The organism is Polaromonas sp. P1_H6 (genome assembly GCF_056405195.1).
In genome coordinates, this window is the sequence record NZ_JBFUCN010000001.1 from 127867 (window position 1) to 141099 (window position 13233).

Genomic DNA, 13233 nt, shown 5'->3' on the forward strand with positions numbered 1-13233 from the left:
CCAATACCCAACACCCCTGCCGGGCGCGTGGGCGCTTCAAGCCGTAGGCAGGCGGACCACCGCGTCCAGCCCGGTCACCTGGCCGTGCACGACCCGGTTTTCCAGCGTGATGCTGCCGTGCATGGTCTCGACGATTTCGCGGCAGATGGCCAGGCCCAGGCCGGAGCCGTGGCGCACGTCACCTGCTGAAAACGGCTCGTAAAGCCGTGCCGACAGCTCGGCCGACACGCCGGGCCCGCTGTCGCTGAGGGTCATCGCGACAAAGCTGGCATCGCGCACGATGCGCACGGCCAGCGTGCCGCCGGCCGGCGTGTGCTTGATGGCGTTGTGCAGCAGGTTGCGCGTGAGTTCGCCCAGCATCCACTCATGCGAGCGGACCTGCGCGGGCACGGTTTCAATCTCGAAGTCGATGTCTTTTTCGGCGATCAGCGGCGACAGGTCCAGCGCCACCGAGCGCACCACCTGCGCCAGGTCTATGGCCTGCAGGTCGGCCTGCTGGCGCAACTGCTCCACCTTGGCCAGGGCCAGCATCTGGTTGGCCAGCAGGGTGGCGCGGTCCACGGTCTGGTTGATCTCGCCGAGCGCGTCGCGCGCCTCCATGTCGCCGCGCAGCGCCGACTGCACCTGCACCTTGAGCACCGCCAGCGGCGTGCGCAGCTGGTGGGCCGCGTCCCGCACAAAGCGCTTCTGGTTGTCCAGCAGGTGTTGCAGGCGGCCCATGACCTGGTTGGTCGCCTCGATCAGCGGCAGCAGCTCGCGCGGGGCGTCGGGCGCGGCGATGGCCGTCAGGTCGCCCTCGGGACGCGCCTTGAGTTCGGCGCTGAGCCGGCGCACCGGCCGGGTGGCGCGCTGCACCACCACCACCGCGACCAAGGCGATCACCGCCAGCAGGATGGCCTGGCGCCACAAGGTGTCGAACAGGATCTTGCGCGCCAGCGTCTTGCGCAGCTCCAGCGTCTCGGCCACCTGCACCACCGCCATGGCGCGGCCCTTGCCGCTGGCCACCGGCTGCAGCAGCACGGCCACGCGGACCGGTTCCTCGCGGAACACGTCGTCGTAAAAATCCACCAGCGCCGAATACGGCGGGCGGATCGGGATTTCGCCGTGCCAGAAAGGCAGCTGCGCAAAACCGGATACGACGTCCCCCTTGAGGCTGGACACGCGGTAGAACAAGCGGCTCTGGTTGTCGGCTTCGAAGGCCTCCAGCGCGGCATATGGCACGGTCACGCGCAGCTCCGACTGCTCGTCGTAGCCGGTGACGTCGAGCTGCTCGCCGATGGATTTGGCTGAGGCCAGCAGGGTGCGGTCGTAGGCGGTGTTGACCGCGGCCAGCGCCTGGCGGTACAGGCTGGCGGTGTTCACGATGATCAGCACGCCGACGGGAAGCAGGATGCCGGTCAGCAGGTAGCGCCTCAGCGAGGTGGCTCTCGTTCCCATCGCGGCGCTTGTCACGTATCCACTTTCAGCAGGTAGCCCAGGCCGCGCAGCGTCACCAGCGTGACGCCGGTGTGGGCGAGTTTTTTGCGTAGCCGGTAGACCACCACTTCGACGGCCTCGTACTGCACGTCGGTTTCGCCGGGAAACACCAGCTCGAAGAGCCGCTCTTTGGACACCGCATGGCCAGGCTTGGCGATCAGGGTCTGCAGCAGGGCCAGCTCGCGCGGCGTGAGTTCCAGCACCTGGTCGCGGTGGTAGATCGCGCCGCTTTCCCTGTCGTAACGCAGGTGGCCGACGAACTGCGGCGCGGCACCGGGCTCCGCGCCGGCCGGGGGGCGGCGGCGGCTCAGGGCGCGCAGCCGCGCCTCGAGTTCGTCCAGGTCAAAGGGTTTGGGCAGGTAGTCATCGGCGCCGGTGTTCAGGCCCATGATGCGGTCGCCGACGGTGCCGCGGGCCGTGAGGATCAGCACCGGGGTCGTCAGCCCCTGGCCGCGCGCCTGCGCCAGCACCTGCAGGCCGTCCAGGCCGGGCAAGGTCAGGTCCAGTACCACGACGTCGGGCTGCGTGGCCGTCCACTGCGCCAGGGCCTGGCGCCCATCGGTGCAGCCGGAAACCTCCATGCCGCGCCGGCCCAGGGCGCGCTGCAGCGCCGCCTGCATGGAGGCGTCGTCCTCCACCAGCAGCAATTTGACCGTGGGAATCAGGGTGGGCATCATGGGTTGGGGCCTGTTAACAGGCCCTAGACATTAGCACTTTCCCCAGTCCCGGCGGACAGCCGTTTGACAGCCAGGGGGTGCATGATAGGCGGGTTATCAGCCATCCGGGCGTCCCCGGGCGCCCATTCCACAGGAGACATCTACATGCGTCGCGATACCTTTCTCAAATCCCTGGCGGCTCTGGCCGCGACCGGTGCCTTGCCCATGTCGGCCTTTGCCGCCTCCAACATCAAGATGTTGATTCCCGCAAATCCCGGCGGCGGTTGGGACACCACGGGCCGTGCGCTCGGCAAGGCGATGACTGACGCCAAGGTGGCCGACACCGTCACCTACGACAACAAAGGCGGCGCCGCCGGCGCGCTGGGCCTGGCCCAGTTCGTGAACGGCTCCAAGGGCGACCCCAACGCGCTGATGGTGATGGGCGCCGTGATGCTGGGTGGCCTGATCACCGGCAAGCCGCCGGTCAGCCTGTCGCAGGCCACGCCGATCGCGCGCCTGTCCAGCGAATACAACGTCTTCGTGCTGCCTGCCAATTCGCCCTTCAAGACCATGAAGGACGTGGTCGACCAGCTCAAGAAAGATCCCGGCAGCGTGAAGTGGGGCGGCGGTTCGCGTGGTTCCACCGAGCACATTGCCGCGGCCATGATCGCGCAAAAGGTCGGCGCCGATCCTTCCAAGATCAACTACGTCGCCTTCCGTGGCGGCGGTGAGGCCACGGCGGCCATCCTGGGCGGCAACGTCACGGTGGGCGGCAGCGGCTACAGCGAGTTCGCCGAGTACATCAAGGCCGGCAAGATGCGCGCCATCGCCGTGACCTCCGGCAAGCGCCTGCCCGGCGTGGACGTGCCCACGCTCAAGGAGCAGGGCATCGACGTGGAAATCGGCAACTGGCGCGGCGTCTACGGCGCGCCCGGCATCACGGCCGAGCAGCGCAAGGCACTGACCGACCTGGTGCTGGCCGCGCTGAAATCGCCGGCCTGGGCCGAAGCCGTCAAGAAAAACGACTGGACGCCGGCCGTCCTGTCGGGCGACGCCTTCGCCAAGTTCGTCGACGACGACTTCGCCGCCCTGCGCGCCACCATGGTCAAGTCCGGCATGGTCTGACCCTTCACGCTTTCGCGCTTCGCGTATAGCGGCGGAACGCCGCCCCGGGCTCAAATTCGATGAAATTTGACGAAAGGGCGGCGTACCGCCAGACTGCTTGTGTCCGCCCCACGTCTTTCGGGAACTATAACGATGACAAACTCAGATCCCTCGGCCGCCTGGCCGCAAACCCTGGTTGGCGCCGGCGTGCTGCTGACCGGCCTGGCGCTGGCCTTCGGCGCGATCGGCATCTCGTCCGAAGCCGGCTACGGCGGCGTCGGCCCCAACTTCCTTCCCTGGCTGGTCTCCATCGGGCTCACGGTCTGCGGCGCCTGGATCGTCTGGGAAGCGCGCAGCGGCGGCTTTCGGGAACTGGATGCTCCCCCGGGCGCCGACCAGGCCTACTGGCCGGGTTTCGTCTGGGTCTCGGCGGGGCTGTTGCTCAATGCGGCGCTGATCACCACCATAGGTTTCATACTGAGCTGCACGCTGTGCTACCTGCTGGCGGTGCAGGGCCTGCGCCGCGCGGGGGGCCAGACCGGCGTCAATGCGCCGCGCACCTGGATCACAGACTTCCTGGTGGGGCTCGCGATTTCCGCACCGGTGTTCTGGATGTTCACGAAATTCCTGGCCATTAACTTGCCAGGCCTGACCAGCACGGGGTGGATCTGATATGGAAATCTTCAATGCCCTGATGGCGGGTTTCGCGACGGCGATCACGCCGGTCAACCTGCTCTGGTGCCTGGTCGGCTGTGCCTTGGGTACGGCCGTGGGCGTGCTGCCCGGCATAGGCCCGGCGGTGGCGGTGGCCATGTTGCTGCCCATCACCGCCAAGGTCGACATCACCGCCTCGATGATCTTCTTCTCGGGCATCTACTACGGCGCCATGTACGGCGGCTCCACCACCTCCATCCTGCTGAACACGCCCGGCGAAACCGCCAGCATGGTCACGGCCATGGAAGGCAACAAGATGGCCAAGAGCGGGCGCGCCGGCGCCGCGCTCGCCACGGCGGCGATCGGCTCGTTTTTTGCCGGCACCATCGCCACCGTCATCGTCACGCTGTTCGCGCCCTTTGTCGCGGAGTTCGCGGTCAAGCTCGGACCGCCGGAGTATTTCCTGCTGATGCTGCTGGCCTTCACCACGGTGAGCGCCGTGCTGGGCAAAAGCACCTTGCGCGGCATGACGGCCTTGCTGGTCGGCCTGGCCGCCGGCTGCGTCGGCCTGGACCAGATCTCGGGCCAGGGCCGTTACACCGGGGGCATCCCGGAGCTGCTCGACGGCATTGAAATCGTGCTGGTGGCGGTCGGCCTGTTCGCGGTCGCGGAAGTGCTCTATGCCGTGCTCTACGAGGGCAAAACGGTGGAAGACCAGAACAAGCTCAGCCGCGTGCACATGACCAAGGCCGACTGGAAGCGATCGATTCCGGCCTGGTTGCGCGGCACCGCGATCGGCACGCCTTTCGGCTGCATTCCGGCCGGCGGCACCGAGATACCGACCTTCCTGAGCTACGCCACGGAAAAGAAACTGGCGAGCCCCGAGATCAGGGCCGAGTTCGGCACCAAGGGCGCCATCGAAGGTGTGGCCGGCCCCGAGGCGGCCAATAACGCCACGGTGACGGCGGCGCTGATTCCGCTGCTCACGCTGGGCATCCCGACCTCGAACACCACGGCCATCCTGCTGGGCGCGTTCCAGAACTACGGCATCCAGCCCGGGCCGCAACTGTTCACCACCTCCGCCGCGCTTGTGTGGGCGCTGATCGCCTCGCTCTACATCGGCAACGTCATGCTGCTGGTGCTCAACCTGCCCATGGTAGGCCTGTGGGTCAAGCTGCTGAAGATCCCCAAGCCGCAGCTTTATGCGGGCATCCTGATTTTCGCGACGGTGGGCGCCTACGGCATGCGGCAAAGCGCGTTCGATTTGTTCCTGCTCTATGCCATCGGCCTGCTGGGCGTGCTGATGCGCCGGTTCGACTTCCCCACCGCGCCCGTGGTGGTCGGCATGATCCTGGGCCCCCTGGCCGAAGCGCAGCTGCGCAACGCCATGTCGATAGGCGAGGGCAGCGCCATGGTGTTCTTCCAGCGCCCCATGTCGATCACGCTGGTCGTGATCGTGGTGGCGGTGCTGGTGCTTCCGCGCCTGGCCAAGTACTGGACGACGAGGAAGACCGCAAGCTGAAAGTTCCAACCACAGAAGGAGACGACATGCTGAACCTCAAACGACGCGCGGCCCTGGGAGGGATAGGGCTGGGACTGGCGACACTGGGCGGGGCCATCCCCGCGTGGGCGCAGACGGCGGCCAAGCCGCCGGCGGCGGGTGCACAGCCCAAAGCCAGGGCGGCCAAACTGGCGCCCAAACTGCGCATCGTGATCCCGGCCAATGCCGGCGGCGGCTGGGACCAGACCGGCCGCGCCTTGGGTACGGCCCTGGTAGGTGCCGGCGCGACGGATGAGATCGAGTATGAAAACAAGGGCGGCAAGGGCGGCACCATAGGCCTGTCCTACTACGCCGAAAAATACAGCGCCGACCCCAACACCCTGCTGATGGGCGGCATGGTCATGGTGGGCGCGGTCGCCTTGCAAAAGCCGGCGGTGGACATGAGCCGCATCCGGCCGATCGCGCGCCTGACCAGCGACTACCTCGTGGTGGTGGTGGCCGCCAACTCGCCGGTGCGCACCATCGCCGACCTGGCCGGGCGCATGCGCGCCAATCCCAAGGATGTTCCCATCGCGGGCGGCTCCGCCGGCGGCGTGGACCACGTGTTCGCCGGGGTGTTCACCCGTGCGGCCGGCAGCAAGCCGGAAGAGCTGGTGTACCTGCCCTTTGCCGGCGGCGCCGAGGTGGTGCAGGCCGTGCTCGGTGGCAAGGCTGCGGCCGGTATCTCCGGTTACAGCGAATTCGCCGACGAGTTGGCCAGCGGCAAGCTGCGCGCCATCGGCGTGTCGTCCAAGCGCACGGTGTTCGGCATTCCCGCCATCCGCGAGCAAGGGGTGGACGTGGACATGGCCAACTGGCGCGGCGTGTTCACCGGCCAGAACGTGGCGGAGGCCCGCCAGGCGGAAATGCTGGAAGCCGTGAAGGCCGCCACAGGCCATGAGTCCTGGCAGAAAACGCTGAAGCAGAACCACTGGGAGTCTTCGCTGCTGTCGGGCCCCAGCCTCGCGAGCTTCATCGACTTTGACCTGACCACTTCGCGGGTCATGGTGCATCTGCTCAAGCTCAAGGCCTGAGCCGCGCTGGTGCGCGCTGCGTGTGGCATGGAAAGTGCTCAGATGCAATTGACCGGGTACTGGATGAAACACCTAGCCATTGCCTGAAAACTGCATCTACCATGGCCTTGGAGGGGGAAAACATGCTGACTATCCAACGACGCACGGTTCTCGGCGGACTCGCCGGGCTTGGAATGGCCGCACCGCTTTGGGCCCAGTCCGCGCCCAAGGGCAAACTGGCGCCCAAGCTGCGCATCGTCATTCCCGCCATGTCCCGCACCTCACTCGATGAAGCCGGCCGCGCCCTGGGCGATGCGCTGGTGGGCCAGGGCCTGAGCGACGAGATTGAATACGAGAACAAGGAAGGCGGCAACGGCACCGCCGGCCTGGCCTGGTACGTGCAGAAGTACAACGCCGACCCCAACACGTTTTTTATGGGCGACAGCAACCTTGTGGGCGCGATCGCGCTGCAAAAGCCGGCCGTGGACCTCGGCAAGGTCAAGCCCGTGGCGCGCCTGACCAGCGACTACCCGGTGGTAGTGGTGGCGGCCGCCTCGCCGATCAAGACCATCAACGAACTGGTGGAACGCCTGCGTGCCAATGCCAAGCAGACGACCATGGCCATAGGCGCGGTGGGCGGTGCCGACCACGTGTTCGCGGGGCTGCTGGCAAAAGCCGCCGGTGCCAGGCCGGAGGATGCGGTCTACCTGCCGTTCGCACGTAACTTCGAGCTGGTGGACGCGGTGATGGGCGGCAAGGCGGCGGCCGGTGTTTCCAGCTTCGGCACCTTCAGGGCGGAGCTGGCCGGCGGCAAGCTGCGCGCCCTCGGCGTCTCTTCCAAAAAAGCCGCTTACGGCGTCAAGTCGGTGCGTGAGCAGGGCCTGGACGTTGACCTCACCAACTGGCGCGCCGTGTTCACCGGCGCCGGCGTGCCGGCCGCGCGGCAGGCCGAGATGGTGGAGGGCGTGAAGGCCTCGCTGGCCTATGAGCTCTGGAAGAAGACGCTCAAGGAAAGTTATTGGGAGCAGTCCTGGATGTCGGGGCCGGACCTCGGCAACTTCATCGACTTCGATGTGAAGACGACGCAGCTGATGGTGCAGCTGCTCAAGCTCAAAGCGTAAAGCCCTGAGGGCTTACTTGGGCGCGCCCAGGGCCAGGGCCCGCTCGCGCGAAGCCGCCTTTGCCTTGGCGGTGTCTGCGGCATCGGCTTGCTGCACCGGCCAGCCCGCCAGGTGCTGCTGCGCGATTTCGGCCAGCCCGGCGATCCATTCGTGGCTGTCGTTGAGGCAGGGGATGTAGCCGAACTCCTTGCCGCCCGCGTGCAGAAAGGCTTCACGCGCTTCCATATTGATCTCTTCCAGCGTCTCCAGGCAGTCGCCGGTAAAGCCCGGGCAGACCAGGTCGACCCGCTTGACGCCGGCCTGCGCCATGGCCACCAGTGTGGGTTCGGTATAGGGCTGCAGCCATTTGGCCTTGCCGAAACGCGACTGGAAGGTGACCTTGTACTGCGCGGGCTCCAGGCCCACCTGGGCAGCCAGCAGGCGCGCGGTCTTGTGGCATTCGCAGTGGTAGGGATCGCCCAGCGCCAGCGTGCGTTCGGGCACGCCGTGAAAGCTCATGACCAGTTGCTCGGCGCGGCCCTGGGTACGCCAGTGCTCGCGCACGCGCGCGGCCAGTGCTTTGATGTAGCCCTCATGGTCGTGGTAGTGGTTGACGAAGCGGAACTCGGGGATGCGGCGAATCCGCGACGCCCAGCGGTAGACCGCGTCAAAGACGCTGGCGGTGGTGGTGCCGCTGTACTGCGGATAGGCGGGCAGTATGAGCACGCGCTCCACGCCGTCCGCCTTGAGCTGGTCCAGCTGCGAGGCGATGGAGGGGCTGCCGTAGCGCATGGCGTAGCGCACTTCGACGGGATGGCCGCGCACCGCCAGGTAGCCGCGCAGCATGACAGCCTGCTTCTGCGTCCAGACCCGCAGCGGCGAGCCTTCCTTCATCCAGATGCTGGCGTATTTGGCGGCCGACTTTTTGGGCCGCACGCGCAGGATGATGCCGTGCAGGATCAGCCACCACAGCGGCTTGGGGATTTCGACCACACGCGGGTCGCTCAGGAATTCGGCGAGATAGTGGCGCAGCGCCGGCGCCGTGGCTTCGTCAGGGGTTCCCAGGTTGCACAGCAGGACGGCGGTGGTGGAAGAAGCGGCCGGGCCGACGGGCGGTGCGCCGTGGGAGAAGGGCGGCTCGGCAGCGAAGCGGGGGCGAAAAAACATGGGTTATTCTCGCCTATCCATCCTGCTTTCACCAATGCTAGACCTGACCACCATCAAAGCCATCACGCTAGACCTCGATGACACCTTGTGGCCTATCTGGCCGGCCATCGAAAGAGCCGAGAAAGCGCTGGATGACTGGCTGAGCCAGCATGCGCCCATGACCGCGGCGCTGTTTTCCAACCCCGCCGCGCGTCATGAGATCCGCGAGCACGTCACGCGCTCGCGCCCCGAACTCAAGTACAACCTGAGCGCCATACGCCGCGAGGCGATACGGCTGGCGCTGTACCGCTCGCGCGAAGATCCCTTGCTGGCTGAGCCTGCATTCGATGTTTTTTACGACGAACGCAACAAGGTCACCCTGTTTGAGGATGCGGTGCTGGCGCTCGAGTTCCTGTCCGGCCGCTACCCGCTGGTGGCGGTGTCCAACGGCAACGCCGACGTCAAGCGCATCGGCATCGACAGCTATTTCAAAGCCAGCATCAGCGCCCAGCAGTTCGGCGTGGGCAAACCCGACCCGCGCATCTTCCATGCTGCCGCGGGCGCTGTGGAGGTGTTACCGGCCGAGGTGCTGCATGTGGGCGACGATGCGACGCTGGACGTGCTGGGCGCGCTCAATTGCGGCATGCAGACGGTCTGGGTCAACCGCTCCGACCAGCTGTGGGCGCATCCCGCCGTGCCGCACGAGACGGTGACCACGCTGACGGAGTTGTGCGACCTGTTCCCGCGTTGACGCGGCCGGCCGGCACTCCAGGGCTTTTCTCGAAGGGGCTTTCATGACGCTCAAGATCTACGGCACGGCAGCCTCGCGCGCGGCGCGCCCACTGTGGCTGGTCCACGAAATGGGACTGGCCCACGAACACATCGCGCTGCCCTACGCGGGCGGCGCAACGCGCACGCCGGAATTTCTCGCCATCAACCCGAACGGCCGCATCCCCGTGGTGGACGACGACGGCGTACTGGTCTGGGAGTCCATGGCGTGCGTGCTCTACCTGGCCGAGCGCTTCAAGACGCCGGATGCGCCGCTGCTGGCCGCGCAAAACCATGCGGAGCAGGCCGAGATCCTGCGCTGGAGCTTCTGGGTGGTGACCGAGTGCGAGAAAGACGCGCTGGCGTTTTTGATGCACCGCATCATGATGCCGGCGGATCGCCGCAAGCCCCAACTGGCCGACGATGCCGAGCGCCACCTGCTCACGCCCTTGAGCGTGCTCGATCAGCACCTGCAGGCACGCCCCTACCTGGCCGGCGAGCGCTTTACCGCGGCCGATATCTGCGTGGCGTCTGTCCTGGCCTGGGTGCAGGGCGCTGCCGGCCTGATGGCGCAATGCCCGCGCGTGGATGAATGGTTGCAGCGCTGCCTGTCGCGGCCGGCTTACCGCACGGTGCGTTTGATGGCCAAGACTGCCTGAGTCTGGCGCCGCCGGCAAGGCCGGCCAGAGAGAGCTGCTCTCAATGAAGGTGCCGAGCAGCTTCAAGCCCTGAGCGCACCGCACCCTCCAGCGTCGCGGGGTAGGGCCCGGCGATGTAGTCGCCGCAGGCATACAGGCCTGGCGCGATCTCGGCACCAGGGCGCTGCAGGCCCGGCGTGCAGGCAAAGGTGGCGCGCTTCTCGACAATGGTTTGCACCGCCTGCATCCCGCCCAGCCCCAGATGCCACAGCTGCGCTTTCGCCTGTGCCAGCACCTGCGCGGTCAGCGTGGCGCTGTCGCCGGTGCTGGCACTGATCACAAAAGCCAGCAGGCCGGCCGGCCCGCCCAGTTGCCCACGGTCAAAGACAAATTGGGCCGGCTCCGCGGCATTGGAAGGCAAGGCCAGCATGGGCAGCGGCAGGCGCGCGCCCGAAGCGTAGGCATAGACGGTTGTGAGGGCTTCGTGCTGCAGGCCCTGTGCCTGCGCCAGCCAGTCCGCCGCGGCCACGCCGCTGCCTTCCACCAGCCGCGCGGCTTCCTGCGGCGGGCAGGCCAGCACCACGCAGTCGAAGGCCGCGCTGGTGTCGGTGCTCACGACCCAGCCTGAACCAAGGGGCGCGACGGCCTGTACGCGCGCGCCCAGCTGCGGCGCGCTGCCTTGCGCGGCCAGCCAGGCCAGCGCCGCGTCGGGCAGCAGGGTGCTGAGGTCGGTGCGCGGCAGCAGCAGGTTGGAACCGCCGCTTTCCGAGAACAGCGCATCGCGCATCACGCGCAGGAAAACCTGGCCGCTGGCGCGTTCGGCGGGTGTGTTGAGCGCCGAGACGCACAGCGGCTCGATCAGCGCGGCCATAGCGCCGGGCGCCAGGCCGCGGCACAGGTCGGCGACCGACTGCCCGGGTTCGCACTGGAATTTTTTGAGTTGCCAGCCGATCGCGACCTTGAGCATGGAGAGCTTGTCTGCCAGGGGCCATCCGTGTGCCAGGAGAATGCCGGCCAGCGCGTCGAGCGGGGCCGGGAGTTGCGGCAGCTTCAGGCCGTCGCCGTCGGGGAATTGCAAGGTCAGCGGCATCCGCAGCAGCGCGGCATCGGCGTCCACGCCCAGGTCCTTCATCAGGCGCAGGGTTTCGGCATAGGCGCCGATCAGGATGTGCTGGCCGTTGTCAAGCACCACCGGCTCACCTGAGAGGGTGCCGCCCACGCGGCGCGCCCGCCCGCCCGCGATGCGGGTGGTTTCAAACAGCGTGGCCTGGTAGCCCAGGCGTGTGGCTTCCACGGCGGCCGCGCAGCCGGCCCAGCCTGCGCCTATCACTGCAACTCTCATTTTTAGACGACCCGACCAAATGCCTGGGTTTTCCAGGCGAGCCAGAACTTGCGCAGCGGCGTCAGGCTGACGCGCTGGTGCAGCACCTGGTAGCCGTCGGCGGCGATTTCACGCAGCAGCGTGCGGTAGATGCTGGCCATCATGAGGCCGGGCTTTTGCGCGCGGCGGTCGGCTTCGGGCAGCATGGCCAGTGCTTCGTCGTAGAGCGCGAGGGCGCGCTCTGTCTGGAATTTCATGAGTGCGCTGAAGCGGTCGGAGTACTGGCGCTTGAGGAGTTCGTGCGCTTTCACGTCGAACTGCTGCAGTTCATTGACGGGCAGGTAGATGCGCCCGCGCATGGCGTCTTCGCCCACGTCGCGGATGATGTTGGTGAGCTGGAAAGCCAGGCCCAGCTTGTGGGCATAGGCTGTGGTGGCCTCGTCGGTCTGGCCGAAAATGCGCGCGGCCACTTCACCCACGATGCCGGCCACCAGGTGGCAATACTGCTTGAGGCCGGGAAAATCGAGGTAGCGGTTTTGCTCCAGGTCCATCTGGCAGCCATCAATCACGGCCTGCAGGTGGCGTGCCTCGATGCGGTAGGTGGCGGCCAGCGGCATCAGCGCCTTCATCACGGGGTGTGTGGGCTCGCCGGCGTAGGACTTGAGGACTTCGGTTTGCCACCAGGCCAGCTTGGTGCGGGCCACGCCGGGGTCGGTGACCTCGTCGACCACGTCGTCGATTTCGCGGCAAAAAGCGTAGAAGGCCGTGATGGCGGCGCGGCGCTCTTTGGGTAAAAACAGGAAGGCGTAATAAAAACTGCTGCCGGATGCGGCGGCTTTTTGCTGGACATACTGCTCGGGCGTCATGCGGTAATTGTCACATGGGTTCGCGCGCGGCCAAGGAGGCCCGAGCGGACCTGCACTGGCTACATGAACAGCGCGCGCCAGCCCATCACCGCGAGGTCCCAGGGATTGAGCCTGGGGCGACGCTGCAGGGTGGTGAAGCCCTGTGCTTCTATCTTGTCCAGGATGCGCAGGCCGCCTTGCACCACCAGGCGCAGTTCCCAGCCGCCGCGTCCGGGTATCTTTTTGGCCAGGGGGGCGCCCCTGAGCATCATCGCGCGGGCGGCGTGCACATGCTCGGCGATCAGCGCTGTGGTGGACGGGCCAGCCTCCAGCGCCAGCAGTTGCGCTTCGTCGACGCCGTGGCGGGCCCAGGCGTCGGCGGGCAGGTAGATGCGGCCGCGCGGGATGTCGACGCCGAGGTCCTGCCAGAAATTGATCAGTTGCAGGGCGGTGCAGATCTCGTCGCTCATCTGCAGGGAAGCAGCATCCTGCAGGCCGTAGAGGTGCAGCAGCAGCCGGCCCACGGGGTTGGCTGAGCGCTTGCAGTAATCCAGCAGTTCCGCCTCATCGGCATAACGCTGCTTGACCGCGTCCTGCTCGAAGGCGCTGAGCAGGTCGGCCAGCAGGTTGACGGGGAGTTCAAACCGGGCCAGCTGCGGTTTCAGTTGCCCGAAGACTGCGGCCCAGCGCGGCGAGGCGGGCAGGCCTGCGGCGGTCGCCATCAGGTCGGCGCGGTAGGCGGCGAGGTCGGCGAGGCGGGTCTGCGGCGTCGCGTCGCCCTCGTCGGCGATGTCGTCGGCCGTGCGGGCGAACCAGTAAATCGCCGCGATGGGCGGGCGCAGGCGTGGCGGGCACAGCAGCGAGGCGACAGGGAAGTTTTCGTAGTGCGACACCCCCTGGAGAGGTACGGGCGCGCTGGGCTGTTGGAGGCCTGGGGTCATGCGGGCGATTGTCGCTTGACAAGCCCTGGCA

General features: G+C 67.0%; 13 protein-coding genes. 7 read left to right on the plus strand and 6 right to left on the minus strand.

The genetic code is table 11. The features are described from left to right. Nucleotides 1-36 precede the first annotated feature (36 nt). Nucleotides 37-1437, minus strand: coding sequence for a sensor histidine kinase (locus AC1D1F_RS00625; RefSeq protein ID WP_477676430.1), 1401 nt, complete (start codon nucleotides 1435-1437; stop codon nucleotides 37-39). 11 nt (nucleotides 1438-1448) lie between these two features. Further along, nucleotides 1449-2153: a response regulator transcription factor gene (locus AC1D1F_RS00630; protein WP_477676415.1), complete on the minus strand. Its 705-nt coding sequence runs from the start codon at nucleotides 2151-2153 to the stop codon at nucleotides 1449-1451. Nucleotides 2154-2297: 144 nt separating this feature from the next. On the opposite strand from AC1D1F_RS00630, the gene AC1D1F_RS00635 reads away from it, so the two are divergent. The 5 genes from AC1D1F_RS00635 (at nucleotide 2298) to AC1D1F_RS00655 (ending at nucleotide 7564) form a co-directional block, all read left to right on the plus strand. Further along, nucleotides 2298-3257, plus strand: a complete 960-nt coding sequence (locus AC1D1F_RS00635; protein WP_477676416.1) for a Bug family tripartite tricarboxylate transporter substrate binding protein — start codon at nucleotides 2298-2300, stop codon at nucleotides 3255-3257. Between the two features lie 132 nt (nucleotides 3258-3389). Then, nucleotides 3390-3908, plus strand: a complete 519-nt coding sequence (locus tag AC1D1F_RS00640) for a tripartite tricarboxylate transporter TctB family protein (protein ID WP_477676417.1) — start codon at nucleotides 3390-3392, stop codon at nucleotides 3906-3908. Between the two features lies 1 nt (nucleotide 3909). Then, complete coding sequence (locus AC1D1F_RS00645) at nucleotides 3910-5412, plus strand: tripartite tricarboxylate transporter permease (protein ID WP_477654551.1); 1503 nt, start codon at nucleotides 3910-3912, stop codon at nucleotides 5410-5412. Nucleotides 5413-5438: 26 nt separating this feature from the next. Beyond that, nucleotides 5439-6464: a Bug family tripartite tricarboxylate transporter substrate binding protein gene (locus AC1D1F_RS00650; protein ID WP_477676418.1), complete on the plus strand. Its 1026-nt coding sequence runs from the start codon at nucleotides 5439-5441 to the stop codon at nucleotides 6462-6464. Between the two features lie 173 nt (nucleotides 6465-6637). Then, the gene (locus AC1D1F_RS00655; protein WP_477696326.1) at nucleotides 6638-7564 is read left to right on the plus strand and encodes a Bug family tripartite tricarboxylate transporter substrate binding protein; all 927 of its coding nucleotides are present in this window, start codon (nucleotides 6638-6640) and stop codon (nucleotides 7562-7564) included. Between the two features lie 12 nt (nucleotides 7565-7576). Here AC1D1F_RS00655 and hemH read toward each other — a convergent pair whose 3' ends face one another. After that, on the minus strand, nucleotides 7577-8710 hold the full coding sequence (gene hemH, locus AC1D1F_RS00660) for a ferrochelatase (protein ID WP_477676420.1): 1134 nt from the start codon (nucleotides 8708-8710) through the stop codon (nucleotides 7577-7579). Nucleotides 8711-8744: 34 nt separating this feature from the next. On the opposite strand from hemH, the gene AC1D1F_RS00665 reads away from it, so the two are divergent. Together AC1D1F_RS00665 and AC1D1F_RS00670 are read left to right on the plus strand one after the other, a co-directional pair. Then, entirely contained in the window at nucleotides 8745-9440 is a 696-nt protein-coding gene (locus AC1D1F_RS00665; RefSeq protein ID WP_477654555.1) for an HAD family hydrolase, read from the plus strand. Between the two features lie 43 nt (nucleotides 9441-9483). Then, on the plus strand, nucleotides 9484-10116 hold the full coding sequence (locus AC1D1F_RS00670) for a glutathione S-transferase family protein (RefSeq protein WP_477676421.1): 633 nt from the start codon (nucleotides 9484-9486) through the stop codon (nucleotides 10114-10116). Nucleotides 10117-10156: 40 nt separating this feature from the next. Here the strand turns inward: AC1D1F_RS00670 and hpnE are convergent, their stop codons facing one another. From hpnE to hpnC, 3 genes are read right to left on the minus strand one after another with little or no spacing between them, the layout of a single operon-like run. After that, the gene (hpnE, locus tag AC1D1F_RS00675; RefSeq protein ID WP_477676422.1) at nucleotides 10157-11437 is read right to left on the minus strand and encodes a hydroxysqualene dehydroxylase HpnE; all 1281 of its coding nucleotides are present in this window, start codon (nucleotides 11435-11437) and stop codon (nucleotides 10157-10159) included. A 2-nt stretch (nucleotides 11438-11439) separates the two neighbouring features. After that, nucleotides 11440-12282: a presqualene diphosphate synthase HpnD gene (gene hpnD / locus AC1D1F_RS00680; protein WP_477676423.1), complete on the minus strand. Its 843-nt coding sequence runs from the start codon at nucleotides 12280-12282 to the stop codon at nucleotides 11440-11442. 59 nt (nucleotides 12283-12341) lie between these two features. Next, nucleotides 12342-13202 (minus strand): squalene synthase HpnC, encoded by an 861-nt coding sequence (gene hpnC / locus AC1D1F_RS00685; protein WP_477676424.1) that lies wholly within the window; start codon nucleotides 13200-13202, stop codon nucleotides 12342-12344. Between the last annotated feature and the right edge of the window lie 31 nt (nucleotides 13203-13233).

Excerpts from the sequence above, each read along its gene's own strand:
- AC1D1F_RS00625 (WP_477676430.1), bottom strand. The coding sequence starts at position 1,437 with ATGGGAACGAGAGCCACCTCGCTGAGGCGCTACCTGCTGACCGGCATC.
- AC1D1F_RS00630 (WP_477676415.1), bottom strand. The coding sequence starts at position 2,153 with ATGATGCCCACCCTGATTCCCACGGTCAAATTGCTGCTGGTGGAGGAC.
- AC1D1F_RS00635 (WP_477676416.1), top strand. The coding sequence starts at position 2,298 with ATGCGTCGCGATACCTTTCTCAAATCCCTGGCGGCTCTGGCCGCGACC.
- AC1D1F_RS00640 (WP_477676417.1), top strand. The coding sequence starts at position 3,390 with ATGACAAACTCAGATCCCTCGGCCGCCTGGCCGCAAACCCTGGTTGGC.
- AC1D1F_RS00645 (WP_477654551.1), top strand. The coding sequence starts at position 3,910 with ATGGAAATCTTCAATGCCCTGATGGCGGGTTTCGCGACGGCGATCACG.
- AC1D1F_RS00650 (WP_477676418.1), top strand. The coding sequence starts at position 5,439 with ATGCTGAACCTCAAACGACGCGCGGCCCTGGGAGGGATAGGGCTGGGA.
- AC1D1F_RS00655 (WP_477696326.1), top strand. The coding sequence starts at position 6,638 with ATGGCCGCACCGCTTTGGGCCCAGTCCGCGCCCAAGGGCAAACTGGCG.
- hemH (WP_477676420.1), bottom strand. The coding sequence starts at position 8,710 with ATGTTTTTTCGCCCCCGCTTCGCTGCCGAGCCGCCCTTCTCCCACGGC.
- AC1D1F_RS00665 (WP_477654555.1), top strand. The coding sequence starts at position 8,745 with ATGCTAGACCTGACCACCATCAAAGCCATCACGCTAGACCTCGATGAC.
- AC1D1F_RS00670 (WP_477676421.1), top strand. The coding sequence starts at position 9,484 with ATGACGCTCAAGATCTACGGCACGGCAGCCTCGCGCGCGGCGCGCCCA.
- hpnE (WP_477676422.1), bottom strand. The coding sequence starts at position 11,437 with ATGAGAGTTGCAGTGATAGGCGCAGGCTGGGCCGGCTGCGCGGCCGCC.
- hpnD (WP_477676423.1), bottom strand. The coding sequence starts at position 12,282 with ATGACGCCCGAGCAGTATGTCCAGCAAAAAGCCGCCGCATCCGGCAGC.
- hpnC (WP_477676424.1), bottom strand. The coding sequence starts at position 13,202 with ATGACCCCAGGCCTCCAACAGCCCAGCGCGCCCGTACCTCTCCAGGGG.